General features: G+C 49.2%; 22 protein-coding genes and 1 pseudogene. 11 read left to right on the top strand and 12 right to left on the bottom strand.

Annotated elements, in window-relative coordinates:
* The first annotated feature begins 211 nt into the window (after nucleotides 1-211).
* From QEN31_RS24505 to QEN31_RS24490, 4 genes are read left to right on the top strand one after another with little or no spacing between them, the layout of a single operon-like run.
* On the top strand, nucleotides 212-1639 hold the full coding sequence (locus QEN31_RS24505; protein ID WP_000833380.1) for a DNA cytosine methyltransferase: 1428 nt from the start codon (nucleotides 212-214) through the stop codon (nucleotides 1637-1639).
* Between the two features lie 60 nt (nucleotides 1640-1699).
* Nucleotides 1700-1867, top strand: coding sequence for a hypothetical protein (locus tag QEN31_RS24500; RefSeq protein WP_000220758.1), 168 nt, complete (start codon nucleotides 1700-1702; stop codon nucleotides 1865-1867).
* A 22-nt stretch (nucleotides 1868-1889) separates the two neighbouring features.
* Nucleotides 1890-3209, top strand: a complete 1320-nt coding sequence (locus QEN31_RS24495; RefSeq protein WP_000078513.1) for a DUF1173 family protein — start codon at nucleotides 1890-1892, stop codon at nucleotides 3207-3209.
* 12 nt (nucleotides 3210-3221) lie between these two features.
* A complete protein-coding gene (locus QEN31_RS24490) occupies nucleotides 3222-3425 on the top strand; it encodes a hypothetical protein (RefSeq protein ID WP_000121164.1) in 204 nt (67 codons plus the stop codon).
* Between the two features lie 63 nt (nucleotides 3426-3488).
* Here QEN31_RS24490 and QEN31_RS24485 read toward each other — a convergent pair whose 3' ends face one another.
* Together QEN31_RS24485 and QEN31_RS24480 are read right to left on the bottom strand one after the other, a co-directional pair.
* Nucleotides 3489-4694, bottom strand: coding sequence for a hypothetical protein (locus tag QEN31_RS24485; RefSeq protein ID WP_001371952.1), 1206 nt, complete (start codon nucleotides 4692-4694; stop codon nucleotides 3489-3491).
* Nucleotides 4691-5509 carry a DUF4942 domain-containing protein gene (locus tag QEN31_RS24480; RefSeq protein ID WP_000193207.1) on the bottom strand — a complete coding sequence of 273 codons (819 nt, stop codon included), beginning with the start codon at nucleotides 5507-5509 and terminating at the stop codon, nucleotides 4691-4693. The genes QEN31_RS24485 and QEN31_RS24480 overlap by 4 nt, the downstream gene beginning before the upstream one ends.
* A 204-nt stretch (nucleotides 5510-5713) precedes the next feature.
* Between QEN31_RS24480 and QEN31_RS24475 the strand changes: the two genes are divergently transcribed.
* The gene (locus tag QEN31_RS24475; RefSeq protein WP_001572379.1) at nucleotides 5714-5881 is read left to right on the top strand and encodes a hypothetical protein; all 168 of its coding nucleotides are present in this window, start codon (nucleotides 5714-5716) and stop codon (nucleotides 5879-5881) included.
* 93 nt (nucleotides 5882-5974) lie between these two features.
* Here QEN31_RS24475 and rcnR read toward each other — a convergent pair whose 3' ends face one another.
* On the bottom strand, nucleotides 5975-6247 hold the full coding sequence (gene rcnR / locus QEN31_RS24470) for a Ni(II)/Co(II)-binding transcriptional repressor RcnR (protein ID WP_000019951.1): 273 nt from the start codon (nucleotides 6245-6247) through the stop codon (nucleotides 5975-5977).
* A 122-nt stretch (nucleotides 6248-6369) separates the two neighbouring features.
* Here rcnR and QEN31_RS25510 point away from each other — a divergent pair, with 122 nt between their 5' ends.
* A complete protein-coding gene (locus QEN31_RS25510; protein WP_001572377.1) occupies nucleotides 6370-7485 on the top strand; it encodes a nickel/cobalt efflux protein RcnA in 1116 nt (371 codons plus the stop codon).
* A 257-nt stretch (nucleotides 7486-7742) separates the two neighbouring features.
* On the opposite strand, the gene QEN31_RS24455 is transcribed toward QEN31_RS25510, so the two are convergent.
* Both QEN31_RS24455 and pcoS read right to left on the bottom strand, forming a co-directional pair.
* A complete protein-coding gene (locus tag QEN31_RS24455) occupies nucleotides 7743-8177 on the bottom strand; it encodes a hypothetical protein (protein WP_000723070.1) in 435 nt (144 codons plus the stop codon).
* Between the two features lie 217 nt (nucleotides 8178-8394).
* Nucleotides 8395-9741, bottom strand: a complete 1347-nt coding sequence (gene pcoS, locus QEN31_RS24450) for a copper resistance membrane spanning protein PcoS (protein ID WP_004248839.1) — start codon at nucleotides 9739-9741, stop codon at nucleotides 8395-8397.
* Between the two features lie 38 nt (nucleotides 9742-9779).
* Here pcoS and QEN31_RS24445 point away from each other — a divergent pair, with 38 nt between their 5' ends.
* The 4 genes from QEN31_RS24445 to QEN31_RS24430 all read left to right on the top strand — a co-directional run bounded on the left by QEN31_RS24445 (nucleotide 9780) and on the right by QEN31_RS24430 (nucleotide 13979).
* Nucleotides 9780-10748, top strand: a complete 969-nt coding sequence (locus QEN31_RS24445; RefSeq protein WP_072196614.1) for an IS5-like element IS903B family transposase — start codon at nucleotides 9780-9782, stop codon at nucleotides 10746-10748.
* A 188-nt stretch (nucleotides 10749-10936) separates the two neighbouring features.
* The gene (locus QEN31_RS24440; protein WP_001572373.1) at nucleotides 10937-12556 is read left to right on the top strand and encodes a phosphoethanolamine--lipid A transferase MCR-9.1; all 1620 of its coding nucleotides are present in this window, start codon (nucleotides 10937-10939) and stop codon (nucleotides 12554-12556) included.
* A 76-nt stretch (nucleotides 12557-12632) separates the two neighbouring features.
* Nucleotides 12633-13109 carry a WbuC family cupin fold metalloprotein gene (locus QEN31_RS24435; protein WP_001572372.1) on the top strand — a complete coding sequence of 159 codons (477 nt, stop codon included), beginning with the start codon at nucleotides 12633-12635 and terminating at the stop codon, nucleotides 13107-13109.
* Between the two features lie 165 nt (nucleotides 13110-13274).
* Complete coding sequence (locus QEN31_RS24430; RefSeq protein ID WP_001067855.1) at nucleotides 13275-13979, top strand: IS6-like element IS26 family transposase; 705 nt, start codon at nucleotides 13275-13277, stop codon at nucleotides 13977-13979.
* A 103-nt stretch (nucleotides 13980-14082) separates the two neighbouring features.
* Here the strand turns inward: QEN31_RS24430 and sul1 are convergent, their stop codons facing one another.
* From sul1 to QEN31_RS24400, 6 genes are all read right to left on the bottom strand, one after another.
* Nucleotides 14083-14922, bottom strand: coding sequence for a sulfonamide-resistant dihydropteroate synthase Sul1 (gene sul1 / locus QEN31_RS24425; protein ID WP_000259031.1), 840 nt, complete (start codon nucleotides 14920-14922; stop codon nucleotides 14083-14085).
* The gene (locus tag QEN31_RS24420; protein WP_000679427.1) at nucleotides 14916-15263 is read right to left on the bottom strand and encodes a quaternary ammonium compound efflux SMR transporter QacE delta 1; all 348 of its coding nucleotides are present in this window, start codon (nucleotides 15261-15263) and stop codon (nucleotides 14916-14918) included. Before QEN31_RS24420 ends, sul1 begins: the two co-directional genes overlap by 7 nt.
* A gap of 222 nt (nucleotides 15264-15485) precedes the next feature.
* A complete protein-coding gene (locus QEN31_RS24415; protein ID WP_001749986.1) occupies nucleotides 15486-15938 on the bottom strand; it encodes an NAD(+)--rifampin ADP-ribosyltransferase Arr-3 in 453 nt (150 codons plus the stop codon).
* An 84-nt stretch (nucleotides 15939-16022) separates the two neighbouring features.
* Nucleotides 16023-16655 carry a type B-3 chloramphenicol O-acetyltransferase CatB3 gene (locus QEN31_RS24410; RefSeq protein WP_000186237.1) on the bottom strand — a complete coding sequence of 211 codons (633 nt, stop codon included), beginning with the start codon at nucleotides 16653-16655 and terminating at the stop codon, nucleotides 16023-16025.
* A gap of 137 nt (nucleotides 16656-16792) precedes the next feature.
* Nucleotides 16793-17623, bottom strand: a complete 831-nt coding sequence (locus QEN31_RS24405) for an oxacillin-hydrolyzing class D beta-lactamase OXA-1 (RefSeq protein WP_001334766.1) — start codon at nucleotides 17621-17623, stop codon at nucleotides 16793-16795.
* Nucleotides 17624-17753: 130 nt separating this feature from the next.
* Complete coding sequence (locus QEN31_RS24400; RefSeq protein WP_063840321.1) at nucleotides 17754-18308, bottom strand: fluoroquinolone-acetylating aminoglycoside 6'-N-acetyltransferase AAC(6')-Ib-cr5; 555 nt, start codon at nucleotides 18306-18308, stop codon at nucleotides 17754-17756.
* A gap of 158 nt (nucleotides 18309-18466) precedes the next feature.
* Between QEN31_RS24400 and intI1 the strand changes: the two are divergent.
* A pseudogene (intI1, locus tag QEN31_RS24395) lies at nucleotides 18467-19396 on the top strand (class 1 integron integrase IntI1); the annotation flags it as partial.
* Between the two features lie 342 nt (nucleotides 19397-19738).
* On the opposite strand, the gene QEN31_RS24390 reads toward intI1, so the two are convergent.
* Complete coding sequence (locus QEN31_RS24390) at nucleotides 19739-20314, bottom strand: recombinase family protein (RefSeq protein ID WP_001173919.1); 576 nt, start codon at nucleotides 20312-20314, stop codon at nucleotides 19739-19741.
* Nucleotides 20315-20423: the final 109 nt, after the last annotated feature.

Raw genomic sequence — 20423 nt, 5'->3', positions numbered from 1 at the left:
TTCACCTGAATTTGTTGAGTACAGACATGTATCCACAAGCCTATTTACAGGCAGTATTTTAACAAGTCATTATTTCATGGGCGGGCTTAAAACCAATCTTTTTGCAACTTAAAGGCAGAATAATCACAATAAATTTAGAACCTGAACCAAAAAATAATCCAAATTAAGCGTGTTAATCTATCTCAAAGATATTATTCCTGAGAGAGTTTGGATGAAACGTTACACTCATGATCTTGAGACAGACCTGAATGATGTGGATAAAACACCATCTCTGATCCACAAAACTTTGTTAACAGCTTCGACTATTTATGACCTGAAATATCTGGCTCAGGTATTAAATGATGAAAATGGCAGTAATTGGTCCCGTGCATCCCTTAAACGTCAGGTTACATGCATACCTGAGCATTGTGATCTGAGTATCGCAGATGGACGCTATCTACAGACTTTAATACCTTCACGACCTGCTGATTATGAGGACAGGCACTTTAGCTTTATCGATCTGTTTGCAGGGATAGGTGGACTGCGAAGCGGATTTGATGCCATCGGTGGTAAATGTCTTTTCACGAGCGAATGGAATACTTATTCCAGCCGTACTTACCGGGCGAACTGGTATTGCGATGAGAACGAGCACCGCTTCAATTCAGACATCCGTGACATCACTCTTAGCAACCGGCCCGAGGTTACTGATGACGAGGCATACAAATTTATCGATGCCTCTATCCCGGATCATGATGTTCTTCTTGCGGGATTTCCATGCCAGCCATTCAGCATCGCCGGTGTCAGTAAAAAGAACTCTATGGGTCGCAAACACGGTTTCGAGTGCGACACTCAGGGTACGCTCTTCTTTGATGTGGCCAGGATCATCCGGGCAAAACAACCTGCAATTTTTGTTCTGGAAAACGTAAAAAATCTGAAGAGTCACGATAAGGGTAATACCTTTAACATCATCATGAAAACGCTCGATGAGCTTGGCTACGACGTCGCAAACAGCGAAAGCACGGGCGCGGATGATCCTAAAGTCATCGATGGCCGTCATTTCCGACCCCAGCACCGTGAACGTATCGTCCTTATTGGTTTTCGCCGCGACCTACGTCTGAAAGACGGTTTTACTCTGAGAGACATTAAAGACTTTTATCCGGACAAGCGCCCTTCTCTCTCAGATTTACTGGATCCGAGCGTAGATAGTAAATACATCCTCTCCCCTAAACTCTGGGAGTACTTATACAACTATGCAAAGAAACATGCGGCAAAAGGCAATGGTTTTGGTTTTGGACTAGTAGATCCTTCCAATGTTAATAGTGTCACCAGAACCCTCTCAAGCCGCTATATGAAAGACGGATCTGAAATTCTTATTGATCGGGGCTGGTCTCATGAGCTGGGAGAAACTGATTTCCATAACACATACAACATGGACCGTCGGCCACGCATGCTAACGCCACGTGAATGCAGCAGGCTAATGGGCTTCGATAAACCCGGGGAAAGTGTTTTCCGTATCCCTGTGTCCAATACACAGGCTTACAGACAGTTTGGGAACTCCGTGGTCGTTGATGTCTTTGCGGCCGTCGCCAAACTGCTGAAGTCTCGAATTGAATTTGCAGCCTCCCAGCGCTTGCGGCAGTTTTACGACGAAGTCAGCTGACCTGAGCTCCTTCATCAATTTAAATGCTTAAGATTGTTGTAATAATGTCAGAGGTCAACCATGACGTATTTCGAATCAGCTGAAGGTGAGACGGTATCTAAAGAACGAGCATTACAAGAACTGTCCAGGCATTGCGTTCCCGAAACAGATTTCGAAGAATTCTTTAGCGACATGGGCGTAAAGGAACAGTATGACGCTCAGGAAGTGTTGCTTTGGTTGGGATATTAAACTTCCTGTTTAGGAGACTACTATGAGCCAAAAATTCGCAGTGATGATTGCTTACGACGACGATCCAAACGTCAAAAGGTACTCACCTGACTTTCAAACGCAGGATGAGTTTGCTAAAGGGTGGCAGTCGGCTCTTAAAAAGGCACACCACACCTCAGGTCAAAAATCAGTCATCACCTGCGGATGTCGTGGAAAAGGAGAAAAGCGACTTTATGTTCGTGCTTTACCGAACGGTGATGCCTTTATTCTCGTCAAAGCCGCTAACACGGGCATTGAGCATGATCCTTCCTGTGTATTCTTCTCCCTTGATGCCCGGCATACCGGCCTGAAAGGATATGCGAGTGGTGTGGTCCGGATTACAACCGAAGGTGATATGGCTGTAAGGCTCGGTATCGGTATGACAGAGAAAGATCCTCCTGAAAAATCAGAAGTGCCTCCCCTGCCCCATGTTCAGCGACCAGAAGGAGGTCAGGCCTCAATGACCCTCCTGGGCTTGCTTAGTCTTTTGTGGACAGAGTCTGGTCTGAATGTCTGGTACCCGAAAATGGCAGGGAAACGTAACGATTCACTGGTACGGTATCGTCTGCTTGAAACCGCTAAACAAATTCGTACCGGCAGAGCCTGCATAGGTGACCATTTATTCATTGGTGTACCTGACCCGAAACAACCTGTCGCTCAGTCGCAAATTCAGCGTCTTTCATCACAGGCGATGAGTGATAAACGTCTCATGCTCCTGTCAGTTTTACCTCGCTACGATGCTGAAAAGCATGAGAAGCCACTTAAATTTTTACCCCTGCGGAATTTTGGGGGGCTACCGCTGATTTTTTTCAATTCAGAAGGCCATTGGGATAGCGTAAAGAAACGATTTTCATCGGAGTACGCAGCATGGAAATCCGGGGCGAAAATAGTTGTCTTTGCGTTGACGTCACCAGCTGCGGTAACCGGCAGAGGCCCTTCTGTAAGAGCTCATCAAATTGTGCTGATGCACGTTAGCGAGAACTGGATACCTCTGGACTCCTCCTATGAGGCGGTTGTTGCAGAAAAGCTGGATGCAGAGCACCGGCAGTACGTTAAGCCCATGCGTTATGATGCGAGTATTAGTGAGGTGTTCCCTGACTTCTACCTGCTCGACACAAAAAGCGATAAGCCGTTCCCGATGGAAGTATTTGGTATGGCCACTCCTGCTTATCTGGCCCGAAAGCAACTCAAAAAAGATTATTACAACCGTGAATATGGGCCTTATGGATGGTGGCACTGGGATGCGACCACAGCATCTGAAACTATGGTGCTGCCTCATTTTCCAGAATCACGTAAACCTCTTTCAACTGGCACACCTGCTTAAAATGGAGAAAAAATGTCATACATGCTTTCACTAAGCGAACAGACAAAACTGAACGCTTTCCTGTCAGGGATCCTTGATGATTACAAGACTGGGGTTATCACTCAGATACAAGCTGTTGGTAAAATCGGTAACGTGTTTTCTGCACTGGAAAGTGGAGACTCAAAAAAGGTAGTGCATTTGTTGACTGAAGGACGAAAACTCCTGCGGACGGGCTGAATGTCCGCAGAAGGTCTACTGTGCCAGGGGATGCAGAGAAGTCTATCAACCTGGCTTCATTTATCATGATGTTTTTCTACTACGCGGCTGTTTTGACTTTCCAGTACCTCCCCCTGCCATTGCACCAGTCAATGTATCAATGGTGCCTTTCAGGGATTCTGAGATTGTTTTCTCTGCCTCCAGGGTAGCTTCCAGCTTCATTACTTTGGACTGGAGCGTTTTTAATTCACTGCTTTGTTCAGCCACTTCCGCTTCATAGCCCTGGCTGACCAAAGTTACTTTTTTCAGGTCGGCGCTCAGCGACTCGTTTAGTTTATGGAGTTCAGTAAGCTCGGCATTCACCGCCACCAGGTCACCCTCCTTCCCGGACAGTGCACTTTTCAGCTCAGCACAGAGGTTCTGTGCAGCAATCAATTCCTGTTCAAACCTGTCCCTCTCTGCCTTTGTATCTGACACAGTCTGACTTAACTGGTCGCATTGTCTGGAAAGACCGGCATTATCAGAACGCTGAGTGTTGATCTCTTCGTTCAGCTTTTTTTGATATTCAAGGTGACCAGCGATCTCTGTTTTACGTTCAGCCAGTTGCTGGGAGAGTGAGTCATTTGACTGCTGTGCGAGGCTTAATTCATGCCGTGTGCTATCTAACTGGTGATGGCAGGTTTCGAGTTCTGCTTCGGCAACATTCAGCCTTGTTTCTAACTCCTTGACGGTACTGTCCCGGATCTCTAATCGACCCTGTAGCGCCTGATTCTCAAGTTTCAGCTCATCCATATCGGTAGCGCTTTGCTCAAGCCGCTGTAAAAGCTGCGTTACCTCCTCCTCCAGCTGCATGCTACGTGCTTCAGCTTTTTTAACACTATCACTCTGTATTGCGGTATAGCTTCTACGGTAGTGCCAGGTGATGTACGAGATAATATCGCCGAGTGCAACCTTCACCTCATCGGGTATATCCAGGTAACGGGCCTCTTCAGGAACCTCTTTAACATACTTCTGGTACTCAGCGAACATCTCCTGTGACCTTGCAAACGAGCCGCCAACAGCGTTTCTGAGCCAGTGAACTTTGAAGCTCAGATCGATATTTTCCGGGTTAATTTTTTTCTCTTCGCACAGACGTTCGATTGCATTGAAGTAATCGATCATCGCAATAGATGAGTACCTTGAACGACCCATTTCCTTTGATTTTTCTGTGGATTCGCTGCGGATGTCATTCTGCACCTCTGGCGAGGTAGCATCGTTCAGGCTTTTTTCTTTATCGTTTTCGATCATCATTTTTTTCCTGCGGCCGGAAGCTGGTTTGCAAAATATATGCTGATAAGATCGTTCAGAGCATTCAGAAGCGAGATACTGTCGATACAAATATGAACGTTTCCATTCTCAAACAGGCGACACCGCCAGCCATTCTCATCGCAGACCTCGCCTGTGAAATCTGTATTTCTCATGGCCGTCAGCCTGTCGACCATACTCAGCCCACCGCCGGTTGCAGGTGTTGGAGTATCAGAACAGATGCATACAATATTCTCAAAGTCGCGTAAACAAAAGTGATTGTCCTGCGAGAAACCGTTGTACCTCAGTACGTTCACACCAGGAAAAATCCCCCGAAGAACAAGCTTTTTCGGCATTGTATATTGCCGTGCATTGCTTTTAAAACTTCGGTCAAGCTTGTTGAGAACATCAACGAAACCTTCTGCAAGCGTGTCTCGTCTGTTAGCCAGTGCATGCTGTAATGTTCCCTTAACAATCTCCAGGGAAGCGACGGGCGGATCCGTACGTAGGGATTCGTTAAAGGCTTCTTTTTGCTTATGGTTCCAGTACCGGTCCATACCTATTTCTTCAAAGAGCCTTTTCCACGTTTTACGGTCAATTTCCTTACGCCCCTCCTCGATGGTGCGATCCAGTGACGACGGAAGACCAAATGCGTTGGGCTGCATAATTCTGCTGGTGAAGAGAGAGAGACCGCACAGTTCCGACGCTTCCGAGATTAACCGCATCCCTTCTTCGAATTTCTGCATGGCCATATCCCGGGCGCTGATGAGCTGCCCTGTCCGGCTCGCCGGTACTGGCTCAGAACCCTGGTTTTGAGTCATTTTACACTCCATTTTGGTATGTCAGAACATTTTGATTTGAGCAAAGGTAGGTGTACACAGACATTAAAGTTGTCTCCTTTAACATGAAAAAGACTTTAAAGTTGTCTACTTCTTCAGATAGACCTACTTAACAGGATACTAAGTAGGTCATCTCCTTTCTCGCGTAGCATCTCTCGACGTTCACAGCAGAGGACACGTTTCAAAATGTCATCCAAAATTTTTTTCCATTATCTGACGTTGGGTGATTTTGATGGTCAGCGAGTAGAGGCTTTAACAATGTGGGTTGCCCTGAGCAAAGTAAGGGAAGTAGATGTACCAGAAATGTACGCGTTGCCTTGCATGAAGGGGGGCATCTTAAAGCTCATTGATTAAACAAACTCACTATGCCGCTACAAACAGCCCAAAACCGTCACTTGATAACGTGTTATTTAGATAAATTAATGCTCAGGGCTTTTAGCCAAACTGTCACTTGATGTAAGAATCCAGAACCTTCAGCACAACGTCCAGGTCTTCTTCTCGTTTCTGTTCTTCACTTTCATGAACAATATGTTCAGTCAAATGTCCTTTAATCACTTCACGCAATAAACCATTCACGGCACCACGTATGGCGGCTATTTGTTGCAGTACAGCGGCACATTCGTGAGGTTCATCAAGCATTTTTTTCAGCGCAGCAACCTGCCCCTGGATCTTGCTTGTACGTGCTTTCAGTTTTTGTTTATCGCGGATGGTATGTGACATGTGGGCTCTCACTCTCCTGGATATTTTATGTAACTATACCAGCGTTATTCTACTGGGGGGTAGTATATTTTACTGGGGGGGAGTAGAATCCGGCCTACACTTAATAACCAAGAATGATTCTCATGAACGAATTTACGACACTTCTTCAGCAAGGCAACGCATGGTTTTTCATCCCCAGCGCCATTCTGCTTGGCGCGCTTCATGGACTGGAGCCCGGGCACTCCAAAACAATGATGGCAGCATTCATCATTGCTATAAAAGGCACCGTACGTCAGGCCGTGATGCTGGGTGTCGCGGCAACATTGTCGCACACTGCAGTCGTATGGCTGATTGCTTTTGGAGGGATGTATATCAGTAATAAATTTACCGCAGAATCAGCCGAACCCTGGCTACAGATGGTCTCTTCAGTGATCATCCTTGGTACGGCTTTTTGGATGTTCTGGCGAACCTGGAGCGGTGAGAAAAACTGGCTGGAGGGAATGCAGGAGAATGAACATCATCACCATGACGAAACAAGGTTGATCGATACTGGCCATGGAAAAGTTGAACTGTCCATTTTTGAAGAAGGACAACTTCCCCACTGGCGGCTACGCACTCTTAGTGGCCAAAGATGGGCTTCTGAAGATATCTCATTAACCACACTTCGGGAAAACAGTACGATCTCTCAGACTTTTGAATTTGTTGATCATGGTGATTATCTGGAGTCAACATCTCCCATCCCTGAGCCTCACAGTTTCAACGTACGTCTGTCTCTGGGACATCGTGGTCATGTCCATGACTATGATGTGGCGTTCGCTGAACACGACCATGACCATGACCACTCTGAGCTTGATGGGCTGGATGTGAATTCGAAAGAGTATCAGGACGCTCACGAACTGGCTCATGCCAATGACATAAAACGCCGCTTCGACGGGAAAGAAGTAACCAACGGGCAAATCCTGATATTTGGACTGACAGGAGGGCTTATCCCTTGCCCGGCAGCTATAACTGTATTGTTGATCTGCCTTCAGCTTAAAGCGCTTACGCTGGGTGCCACACTGGTTGTTTGTTTCAGTATCGGCCTGGCATTGACCCTCGTAACGGTTGGAGTGGGTGCGGCGATCAGCGTTCGTCAGGTCGCCAAACGCTGGAGTGGCTTCAATACCATCGCCAGAAGAGCCCCCTATATTTCAAGCGCCCTGATTGCTGCTGTTGGGATTTACATGGGTATACATGGCTGGAATGGGCTGGTGCATTAACACCGGTACTGATGACACACACTCTGGGTACTTACAAAGTACATCCTAAGCGCCACCGTTGAGGTTATGAGCAGAAAAACCCGGAATATAAAGCTGCTCTTTCCGGGACTTGTTGCTGAGGCAGGGATTAAGTAACTGATTAAATCCATTCCCATAAGACTCAATGATAAATGAAAGAATAAAAAAAACGCTCCCGGACGGGAGCGTAAGCCAGTGACTTCGGCGTCAAATGAGGGTCTAACAAGTGGAGCTGCGGGTTAATTCTGGGTGATCTGGCTGCGATGCTTTTCAGCCTGCTGCTGATGAATAACGGAAGACTGACCATTATTCGCCTTCTCGTGCACAACAGCGGCTTTTTCATGCTCGTTCATTTCTGAAAATGACGTTGCTGATTCGTTGGTGGCCCCTGGTTTGCCTTTCATCATTTTTTTATGCATCTCCGCCATGTCCTGGTGGGCAGAAGCGTTGCCGTTTTGCATCATTTCATGGGACATTGCAGCCTGATCGTGTCCGCTCATATCCATCATTGTCATACTGTCTCCCTGAACAGCGCTTTTTTCAGAGGTTGACTGCATCTGATGGGCGGGTGCCTGGGCATTATTTACCTGGTCATGCATGTTCATTGTCTCTGCAGCCATGGCGGATGAAGCGACAGCCATAATGGCAACAAATGATACAAGGATCTTTTTCATGGTTGGGTCTCCGGTGTTTTCATACCCAAACAATCAACGGCTTATAACAGAGAAAGCATTTGATCTCAGGGCGGGTTATTCATCACTCCAGGAACCAGGCGATTGCGTTATCACTCTGCTCCTGATTTATGTATGATTATAAAAAACCGCCTCTGTTTATCGCGTGACTGAATGATGACAATTTTGTCACCTTCCAGGTTTCTCCTGAAGAACGGGATTAATCCATTAACAGGCGCACACTGAACACAATTTCCCGCCCCTGCTGTTCTGCTGACAGCTCGCCGCCATGAGCATGAATGATCGACCTTGTAATTGATAATCCCAGCCCCGCGCCTTCCGTGTTGTGGACCCTTGATGAATCAGCTCGATAGAACCGATCAAACAAACGTTCCAGATTAGCGGGAACCTGGCCGGACATCGTATTCGTAATCATCACGTTCACACAGTCACTGTCACGCTCAAGGTGTATCGCTGTACAGGTGTTATCGGGAGAATACTTGATTGCATTGGAAAGCAGGTTACTGAAAGCACGTCGCAGCATATCGCTGTCTCCGGCAACAACGCCCTCTCCTTCAACGGTGATTGTCTTTCCTGTTTCGTCTGCCAGAGGCTCGAACAGCTCACGTAATTCATTCAGTTCGGCGGCCAGATCCACATCATGTTTATCCAGCTGCAGCAGACCATGCTCTGAACGTGCCAGAAAAAGCATATCACTGGTCATTCGTGACAACCTTTTCAGTTCTTCCAGGTAAGCGAATAAGATTTCGCGGTAATGCGAAACATCCCTTTCCTTAGCCAGTGCAAACTGCGTCTGCATCATCAGATTACTGACCGCTGTGCGCAGCTCATGCGCGATGTCAGACGAGAAATCTGACAGTTTCCGGAATGACCCCTCCAGGCGATCGAACATGTTATTGAACTCCTGCATGGTCTCAGAAATTTCCGGCGGAGCCAAATCGGGATTAAGACGCTGATCCAGGCTGTGTACGGTCATGGAGGAAGCCAGACTGGTCATTTCCCGTAGCGGTTTCAGACCAATACGTGTGGTCAGCCAGCCCAGAAAAACAGAAATAAAGACCAGACCGATATTGAACCAGAACAGCCAGGTACTGAGCTTATCCATAAACAGGGTGTGATACCCAGTATCCGTGGCAACCGTAATGATGACATGTTTGCTTTTACCCTGTTCCGGCGTCACGGCAACCCGCCGCGAGATACTGCGGTACACGGTGTTATTTTCTTCCGTCTGGATCATATAGTCGAGAATATCACCCGACTTATTAAGCAGGACCGCTGGAACAACAGAATTTTTGGCATAGAGTTCAACAATTTTTTCATTTTCCATGTTTTTTATAGAAATGAATAAACCATTGTGCCCTACCATCGCATCGTTTATTTTTTCTGATAATGACTTAATATCCGTTTTGTTCCGGAACGTCTCTGTTTTAAGAAACTCTTCGGTGAGCTGAAGTTTACCTGTCAGAAAATCGCGGTCCTGATTATCGAAATAGCCATTAAGGGTGCTAATCAGGATAAAACTTGATAACCACCATACCGTAAGCATCACCGCGGCTTTGTTGAATAAATCGAACTTTTGCTGAGTTGAAGGATCAGATCACGCATCTTCCCGACAACGCAGACCGTTCCGTGGCAAAGCAAAAGTTCAAAATCACCAACTGGCCCACCTACAATAAAGCCCTCATCAACCGTGGCTCCATAACTTTCTGGCTGGATGATGAAGCTATTCAGGCCTGGTATGAGTCGGCAGCGCCTTCTTCACGAGGCAGACCTCAGCGCTATTCTGACCTTGCCATCACGACTGTGCTGGTCATTAAACGCGTATTCAGGCTGACCCTGCGCGCTGCGCAGGGCTTTATTGATTCCATTTTTTCTCTGATGAACGTTCCGCTACGCTGCCCGGATTACAGCTGTGTCAGCAGGCGGGCAAAGTCGGTTAATGTCAGTTTCAAAACGCCCACCCGGGGTGAAATCGCACACCTGGTAATTGATTCCACCGGGCTGAAGGTCTTCGGTGAAGGCGAGTGGAAAGTCAAAAAGCATGGCCAGGAACGCCGCCGTATCTGGCGTAAGCTGCATCTCGCCGTTGACAGTAAAACACATGAAATCATCTGCGCTGACCTGTCGCTGAACAACGTTACGGACTCAGAGGCCTTCCCCGGGTTAATCCGGCAAACCCACCGGAAAATCAGGTCAGCCGCCGCCGATGGCGCTTACGATACCCGGCTATGTCACGATGAACTGCGGCATAAGAAAATCAGCGCGCTTATCCCTCCCCGAAAAGGTGCGGGTTACTGGCCCGGTGAATATGCAGACCGTAACCGTGCAGTGGCTAATCAGCGAATGACCGGGAGTAATGCGCGGTGGAAATGGACAACAGATTACAACCGTCGCTCGATAGCGGAAACGGCGATGTACCGGGTAAAACAGCTGTTCGGGGGTTCACTGACGCTGCGTGACTACGATGGTCAGGTTGCGGAGGCTATGGCCCTGGTACGAGCGCTGAACAAAATGACGAAAGCAGGTATGCCTGAAAGCGTGCGTATTGCCTGAAAACACAACCCGCTACGGGGGAGACTTACCCGAAATCTGATTTATTCAACAAAGCCTCGTTAAGGTTAACCTAAGATTTCAGAATGATAATCTCTGCTTTGCAGCGAATAAGGCAATCATAATATTAGATTGAATTGTTGTAATTATCATCAATGTTTTTACTGGTTTACTATTTTCCGGAGGTGTTAATGCCTGTACTTTTCAGGGTGAAAGTTATTCCGCTGGTTTTACTTCTGGCAATGATCTTTGCGTTTTTACTTAACTGGCCAATATTGCTGCATTTTTACGAGATTTTGTCGCATTTAGAGCATGTCAAAATTGGTTTTGTCATTTCTATTCCCTTTGTTCTGGTTGCGGCGCTTAACGTTGTTTTTATGCCTTTCTCAGTTCGTTTTCTGCTGAAACCTTTCTTTGCTTTACTGTTTATCACTGGCTCACTGGTCAGTTATTCGACACTAAAATATAAAGTAATGTTTGATCAAACGATGATTCAAAACATTATTGAAACTAACCCCCAGGAAGCGCATTCCTATCTTAATGGCTCAATTATTATATGGTTCGTCTTTACCGGTATCCTTCCTGCCATCCTCCTTTTTTCAATAAAAATTCAATATCCTGAAAAATGGTATAAAGGCATTGCTTACCGTTTGCTCTCCGTGCTGGCATCGTTGAGTTTGATTGCAGGTGTTGCCGCACTTTATTATCAGGATTATGCCTCTGTCGGCCGCAATAACTCGACATTGAATAAAGAGATCATCCCGGCGAACTACGCTTACAGCACTTTCCAGTATGTTAAGGATACGTACTTTACGACTAAAGTGCCTTTCCAGACGCTGGGGAATGATGCTAAACGCGTCGTCGCTCACGAAAAACCCACGCTGATGTTCCTGGTGATTGGCGAAACGGCACGCAGCCAGAATTTCTCGATGAACGGTTATTCGCGTGATACCAATGCCTTTACCAGCAAATCCGGCGGCGTTATTTCGTTTAAAAATATGCATTCCTGCGGTACCGCTACCGCAATATCCGTTCCGTGCATGTTCTCGAATATGAATCGCACCGAGTACGACAGTAAAAAAGCATCTAACAGTGAAAATTTCCTCGACATCGTGCAGAAAACCGGTGTCTCGCTGTTATGGAAAGAGAACGATGGCGGTTGTAAAGGCGTATGTAGCCGCATCCCGACTGTCGAAATTAAGCCTAGTGATAACCCGAAACTGTGCGATGGCAAAACGTGCCATGACGAGGTGATGCTGGAAAACCTTGATGATGAAATCGCCAAAATGCCAGGTGATAAGCTTGTCGCCTTCCATATCATTGGCAGCCATGGACCGACTTATTACCTGCGTTATCCGGCTGAGCATCGCCACTTCATGCCCGAATGTGCACGTAGCGATATCGAAAACTGTACTCAGGAACAATTGGTCAACACCTACGACAACACCCTTCGTTATACAGACTATGTATTAGCTGAGATGATTGAAAAGCTAAAAAATTACAGCGATCAGTACAACACCGTGCTGCTTTATGTGTCCGATCATGGTGAATCATTGGGCGAAAGCGGGCTATATCTGCACGGCACGCCGTACAAACTGGCACCGGATCAGCAGACGCATATTCCGATGCAGGTCTGGATGTCACCGGGCTTTATCGCCGGGAAACACATCAACATGTCTTGCCTTGAAAATAATGCGGCGAAAAAATCATATTCCCACGACAACCTGTTCTCATCGATTTTGGGGCTGTGGGACGTAAGCACCAGCGTCTATAATCCTGACCGCGATTTGTTCCGCGAATGCCGTGGCTAATCGATTGTTAGTATAACAAAAAGCCTTACGGCAACCTGGTTGCCGTAAGCTGCAAGAATGCAATAAGGCTTATAATATGAAACAACTTACTTTCAACGACCTACGCAAGCAAAGCGCACAAGCCGCAAATTCCCCCCGCTTACGTGCCCATCATAATTTCCACCCTGAATTGAGCGACCCGGTGCAGCGTCTGGCTATTGCTATGGAACCGGGAACTTATGTTCGCCCTCATCGCCACCCGCATACTTTTGAACTGCTGACATCCCTTACCGGTCGCTTTTTGGTATTGAACTTTGATGACCTGGGTAACCTGACCCAGCGCGTCGTGTTAGGTGAGGACTGTAAAGTGCTGGAGATGGATGCAGGCACCTGGCATACCGTATTGTCACTGGATGAAGGCGGCGTTATTTTTGAGGTAAAACACGGTAGGTACCAGCCTGTTGCTGATCAAGATGCCGCCCCATGGGCCCCCGCCGAAAACGAGCCGGGAACTGCAGAGCTGATGAAATGGTACACACAGGCGCAAGTAGGTGATGGCGGATATCCGCGGTAATTAATGCGTTGCACGGAGTGCCATTCTCTCCTTCGCGCCAACTTCAAAGGCTAAGACGCTTCCTCCCAAATCACCTACTCGTAAACCTGTGGCAAGAGTAGAGGCACTGTTGCAAATAGTCGGTGGTGATAAACTTATCATCCCCTTTTGCTGATGGAGCTGCACATGAACCCATTCAAAGGCCGGCATTTTCAGCGTGACATCATTCTGTGGGCCGTACGCTGGTACTGCAAATACGGCATCAGTTACCGTGAGCTGCAGGAGATGCTGGCTGAACGCGGAGTGAATGTCGATCACTCCACGATTTACCGCTGGGTTCAGCGTTATGCGCCTGAAATGGAAAAACGGCTGCGCTGGTACTGGCGTAACCCTTCCGATCTTTGCCCGTGGCACATGGATGAAACCTACGTGAAGGTCAATGGCCGCTGGGCGTATCTGTACCGGGCCGTCGACAGCCGGGGCCGCACTGTCGATTTTTATCTCTCCTCCCGTCGTAACAGCAAAGCTGCATACCGGTTTCTGGGTAAAATCCTCAACAACGTGAAGAAGTGGCAGATCCCGCGATTCATCAACACGGATAAAGCGCCCGCCTATGGTCGCGCGCTTGCTCTGCTCAAACGCGAAGGCCGGTGCCCGTCTGACGTTGAACACCGACAGATTAAGTACCGGAACAACGTGATTGAATGCGATCATGGCAAACTGAAACGGATAATCGGCGCCACGCTGGGATTTAAATCCATGAAGACGGCTTACGCCACCATCAAAGGTATTGAGGTGATGCGTGCACTACGCAAAGGCCAGGCCTCAGCATTTTATTATGGTGATCCCCTGGGCGAAATGCGCCTGGTAAGCAGAGTTTTTGAAATGTAAGGCCTTTGAATAAGACAAAAGGCTGCCTCATCGCTAACTTTGCAACAGTGCCCCTTCGCGGAACCTGACCAGGGTCCGCTAGCGGGCGGCCGGAAGGTGAATGCTAGGCATGATCTAACCCTCGGTCTCTGGCGTCGCGACTGCGAAATTTCGCGAGGGTTTCCGAGAAGGTGATTGCGCTTCGCAGATCTCCAGGCGCGTGGGTGCGGACGTAGTCAGCGCCATTGCCGATCGCGTGAAGTTCCGCCGCAAGGCTCGCTGGACCCAGATCCTTTACAGGAAGGCCAACGGTGGCGCCCAAGAAGGATTTCCGCGACACCGAGACCAATAGCGGAAGCCCCAACGCCGACTTCAGCTTTTGAAGGTTCGACAGCACGTGCAGCGATGTTTCCGGTGCGGGGCTCAAGAAAAATCCCATCCCCGGATCGAGGATGAGCCGGTCGGCAGCGACCCCGCTCCGTCGCAAGGCGGAAACCCGCGCCTCGAAGAACCGCACAATCTCGTCGAGCGCGTCTTCGGGTCGAAGGTGACCGGTGCGGGTGGCGATGCCATCCCGCTGCGCTGAGTGCATAACCACCAGCCTGCAGTCCGCCTCAGCAATATCGGGATAGAGCGCAGGGTCAGGAAATCCTTGGATATCGTTCAGGTAGCCCACGCCGCGCTTGAGCGCATAGCGCTGGGTTTCCGGTTGGAAGCTGTCGATTGAAACACGGTGCATCTGATCGGACAGGGCGTCTAAGAGCGGCGCAATACGTCTGATCTCATCGGCCGGCGATACAGGCCTCGCGTCCGGATGGCTGGCGGCCGGTCCGACATCCACGACGTCTGATCCGACTCGCAGCATTTCGATCGCCGCGGTGACAGCGCCGGCGGGGTCTAGCCGCCGGCTCTCATCGAAGAAGGAGTCCTCGGTGAGATTCAGAATGCCGAACACCGTCACCATGGCGTCGGCCTCCGCAGCGACTTCCACGATGGGGATCGGGCGAGCAAAAAGGCAGCAATTATGAGCCCCATACCTACAAAGCCCCACGCATCAAGCTTTTGCCCATGAAGCAACCAGGCAATGGCTGTAATTATGACGACGCCGAGTCCCGACCAGACTGCATAAGCAACACCGACAGGGATGGATTTCAGAACCAGAGAAAGAAAATAAAATGCGATGCCATAACCGATTATGACAACGGCGGAAGGGGCAAGCTTAGTAAAGCCCTCGCTAGATTTTAATGCGGATGTTGCGATTACTTCGCCAACTATTGCGATAACAAGAAAAAGCCAGCCTTTCATGATATATCTCCCAATTTGTGTAGGGCTTATTATGCACGCTTAAAAATAATAAAAGCAGACTTGACCTGATAGTTTGGCTGTGAGCAATTATGTGCTTAGTGCATCTAACGCCGCCATAAACGGCGACAGGGTGGCGCGCCTATTGCGCATAAAATGGCGAAGCCATGCGCAACAGGCGCGGAATCTCTGGCGTCCGGTTTGATGGCTTTGTTATGCAAAGGACTAGTCTTCAATGACGTGTAAACCACGGCGCTTTAAGTCCTCCAACGAATCCAACATTCCCCTTATTAATTCAACAGGATGCCCCTCCCAGTCTTCAACAACGCCAACAATTCTCAAGGGTTCGCAGGTTCTATAGGACTGTGTTGGATTACCGGGAAATCTTTTGTTCGTAAGATTCGGATCGTCTTCGAACGGTCCTGTTGGCTCAACTATGTATATGTAGCCGCGACCCTCGAGGCCAGACAGTGACATAGCAAGTTCAGCTCCCCAAACTGCTGGCTCCATCAAGGCTGAAAAGTAGATGTGCTTAAGAATACGACCGTCCTCGAAATGAGAGATGAACCCTGTGGTTAGCAAGTCACCAATCGCCAAATTGGCTTTGGTTCCATGATAGAACGGTCCTTGCACCTGCTTGTAATTATCATGAGAGATGGGAATCCAATCTTTTACCATTTTAAGACCCTTAATTGTTGGGATTTGGCTGCATAACGCCTGAAATAAGCCGTGCCGCGAAGCGGCATCGGCTTGATTGAATTGTTAGACGGCAAACTCGAGCCAATACTTGTGCAGGCCAACAATATTAGACGAGCACAGCATGGGCATTGCCGCTTTGATCTTCTCCAGTGACCAATTCCACCACTCCATCTCCAGAAGCAATGAAATTTCCTCATCGGTGAAGCGTTTCTTAATCTTCTTAGCGGGATTGCCGCCAACGATAGCGTAAGGCTCCACATCTTTTGTCACCAACGAGCGGCTGCCTATCACCGCACCGTGCCCGATCTTGATTCCGGGCATGACCATTGCCTCAGAGCCGATCCAAACGTCATTGCCAATGACAGTATTACCTGCTTTTTGGAAGGCATCGAGTGCGCTTGAGAATGCAGGTTCTTCCTGCATATAAAAGAACGGGAAAGATGATGCCCAGTCGTACCGATGCCCCTGATTGCCAGCCATGATAAAGGAAGCCCCACTCCCGATAGAGCAGAAACTACCGATGATCAACTTATCAACGTCATCACGGTCCGGAAACAGATACCGTGCGCAGTCATCGAATGAGTGCCCATGATAGTAGCCAGAGTAATAGCTGTACCGCCCAACTTTGATATTGGGGTTCTTCACTTGCTCAGAAAGCAGCTTGCCTTTGAAGGGGCTATCAAAGTAGTTGGTCATAAGAGATCCCGCGGTCTGTGACTTTGCCGTCTAACGTTTGAAATAAGGGGCGCCGAGCGCCAGCGAGGGGAGCCAAAAGCTTGCTTTTGGCCGTCCCGACTTGATTGAAGGGTTGGGCGATTTTGCCATTAGATTTTTTATAAATTTAGTGTGTTTAGAATGGTGATCGCATTTTTCTTGGCTTTTATGCTTGATGTTAAATTCGACCCCAAGTTTCCTGTAAGTGCGGACACAAAAACATATTTATGTCCTGATTTGCTTATAATAAACCCTTCAAACCATCCGTTTTGTAAGGTTCTATTTGCTGTGAATCCTGCACCAGTTTTCCCATACAGTTTTGTACTATTATCCAGATCTTGTAGATACATGTTCTCTATGGTGTTTTCTATGGCTGAGTTTTTAACTGGGAGATTGTGATTAATAATTTTACGCAGGAATTGAATTTGTTCTTCTGGTGAAATTTTTAAGCTACTTTCGAGCCATGCTTCTGTTAATCCGTTGTTTCTTTCTTTATCTCCAGAGAAGTCTTGATTTCCATAATCAAAATCTTTGAGATAATTCTTGATTTTATTTAATCCAATTTTTTGGGTTATTTCTTGCGAAACCCAAACAACAGAAAATTGCATCCACGTCTTTGGTGTATGATTGCTGTTCCAGATCTCCATTCCTTTGGGGGTTTTATCCCATTTGAATATGGTTTTCTGATCTATTATTTCCGCATCAAATGCCATAAGTGATAATGCGATCTTGAAAGTTGAATCTGGTGCCATTTGCGTTGCACACTTTGCTTTATTGAATTGAGCAATTTCAGCGTTTGTGGATGCATCGTAAAGTAAAAAACAACCTTCAGTTCCTTCAAATAATGGAGATGCAACAGTAGAGATATCTGTTGATGCACTGGCGCTGCTGTAGATAATATTTGCAATTATTAAAAAAATAGCGAAGTTGATATGTATTGTGTTTTTCATAATAAGTATTGGTTTGGTAAAGGGCTTAATTTTAACGGCTAACAATTAATGAGGCTCCGGGTTCGCCCAACGTTTGACATGAGGGGCGGCCAAGGGCGCCAGCCCTTGGACGTCCCCCTCGATGGAAGGGTTAGGCATCACTGCGTGTTCGCTCGAATGCCTGGCGTGTTTGAACCATGTACACGGCTGGACCATATGGGGTGGTTACGGTACCTTGCCTCTCAAACCCCGCTTTCTCGTAGCATCGGATCGCTCGCAAGTTGCTCGGCGACGGGTCCGTTTGGATCTTGGTGACCTCGGGATCATTGAACAGCAACTCAACCAGAGCTCGAACCAGCTTGGTTCCCAAGCCTTTGCCCAGTTGTGATGCATTCGCCAGTAACTGGTCTATTCCGCGTACTCCTGGATCGGTTTCTTCTTCCCACCTTCCGTCCCCGCTTCCAAGAGCAACGTACGACTGGGCATACCCAATCGGCTCTCCATTCAGCATTGCAATGTATGGAGTGACGGACTCTTGCGCTAAAACGCTTGGCAAGTACTGTTCCTGTACGTCAGCAAGTGTCGGGCGTGCTTCTTCTCCGCCCCACCACTCGACGATATGAGATCGATTTAGCCACTCATAGAGCATCGCAAGGTCATGCTCAGTCATGAGGCGCAGTGTGACGGAATCGTTGCTGTTGGTCACGATGCTGTACTTTGTGATGCCTAACTTTGTTTTTGCGTTGCTCATGATGTCTAACTCCCAATTTGTGTAGGGCTTATTATGCACGCTTAAAAATAATAAAAGCAGACTTGACCTGATAGTTTGGCTGTGAGCAATTATGTGCTTAGTGCATCTAACTTTACAGCTTACCAACCGAACAGGCTTATGTCCACTGGGTTCGTGCCTTCATCCGTTTCCACGGTGTGCGTCACCCGGCAACCTTGGGCAGCAGCGAAGTCGAGGCATTTCTGTCCTGGCTGGCGAACGAGCGCAAGGTTTCGGTCTCCACGCATCGTCAGGCATTGGCGGCCTTGCTGTTCTTCTACGGCAAGGTGCTGTGCACGGATCTGCCCTGGCTTCAGGAGATCGGAAGACCTCGGCCGTCGCGGCGCTTGCCGGTGGTGCTGACCCCGGATGAAGTGGTTCGCATCCTCGGTTTTCTGGAAGGCGAGCATCGTTTGTTCGCCCAGCTTCTGTATGGAACGGGCATGCGGATCAGTGAGGGTTTGCAACTGCGGGTCAAGGATCTGGATTTCGATCACGGCACGATCATCGTGCGGGAGGGCAAGGGCTCCAAGGATCGGGCCTTGATGTTACCCGAGAGCTTGGCACCCAGCCTGCGCGAGCAGCTGTCGCGTGCACGGGCATGGTGGCTGAAGGACCAGGCCGAGGGCCGCAGCGGCGTTGCGCTTCCCGACGCCCTTGAGCGGAAGTATCCGCGCGCCGGGCATTCCTGGCCGTGGTTCTGGGTTTTTGCGCAGCACACGCATTCGACCGATCCACGGAGCGGTGTCGTGCGTCGCCATCACATGTATGACCAGACCTTTCAGCGCGCCTTCAAACGTGCCGTAGAACAAGCAGGCATCACGAAGCCCGCCACACCGCACACCCTCCGCCACTCGTTCGCGACGGCCTTGCTCCGCAGCGGTTACGACATTCGAACCGTGCAGGATCTGCTCGGCCATTCCGACGTCTCTACGACGATGATTTACACGCATGTGCTGAAAGTTGGCGGTGCCGGAGTGCGCTCACCGCTTGATGCGCTGCCGCCCCTCACTAGTGAGAGGTAGGGCAGCGCAAGTCAATCCTGGCGGATTCACTACCCCTGCGCGAAGGCCATCGGTGCCGCATCGAACGGCCGGTTGCGGAAAGTCCTCCCTGCGTCCGCTGATGGCCGGCAGCAGCCCGTCGTTGCCTGATGGATCCAACCCCTCCGCTGCTATAGTGCAGTCGGCTTCTGACGTTCAGTGCAGCCGTCTTCTGAAAACGACACCACCCTGCCCTTTCCCTGGCGTTTTTTGTCGCGTGTTTTAGTTGCATGAAATAGAATACTTGCGACTAGAACCGGAGACATTACGCCATGAAAGACAAGAGCGCCGCCTGTCGTTTTCAGAAGGCGACTGCACGAAATATCAGGAGTCGGCTGCACTGCCAGAACTGGCCGCCTGCAAGGCAGCGTAGAGAGCGGTTTTTCCTACCTTGAGGCGTGCGGCGGCCTCGCGGACATTCAAGCCGTTGGCGACAAGCTCCCGCGCTCGTTGCAACTTGTCGGCAGTGACAACCGGCTTGCGTCCGCCTTTGCGCCCGCGTGCGGCGGCAGCGGTCAACCCGGCCTTGGTGCGCTCGCGGATCAGGTCGCGCTCGAACTGGCCCAGCGCACCGAACACATGGAAGATGAGCCGTCCGCCCGGCGTGGTGGTGTCGATGTTTTCAGTCAACGAGCGGAAGCCGACGCCCCGTGCTTCCAGCTTGCCGACCGTCTCAATCAGGTGCGGCAGGGAGCGGCCAAGCCGATCCAGCCGCCAGACGACCAGCACATCGCCATCGCGCAGATAAGCCAGCGCATCGGCCAAGCCGGGCCGGTCTGCCTTGGCCCCGGATGCCGTGTCCTCGAAAACCCGTTCGCAGCCTGCATTGCGCAGCGCATCCGTCTGCAAGGCGGTGTCCTGTTCCGCCGTCGATACCCGCGCATAGCCGATGAGTGCCATTTCCGCCCATTTGTCCGTTATACCGTCCGCCTATCTTATTGTCCGTCATCCCGTTGCGCAAGATGTTTTCGGACAGGCGTCCGGTTTGGCCGCCTAATGATCGTTTGGC

It is taken from the genome of Salmonella sp. SA15303, assembly GCF_029962125.1.
In the GTDB taxonomy this organism is placed as follows: domain Bacteria; phylum Pseudomonadota; class Gammaproteobacteria; order Enterobacterales; family Enterobacteriaceae; genus Salmonella; species Salmonella enterica.
This window is presented reverse-complemented; position numbering and strand designations above follow the sequence as displayed.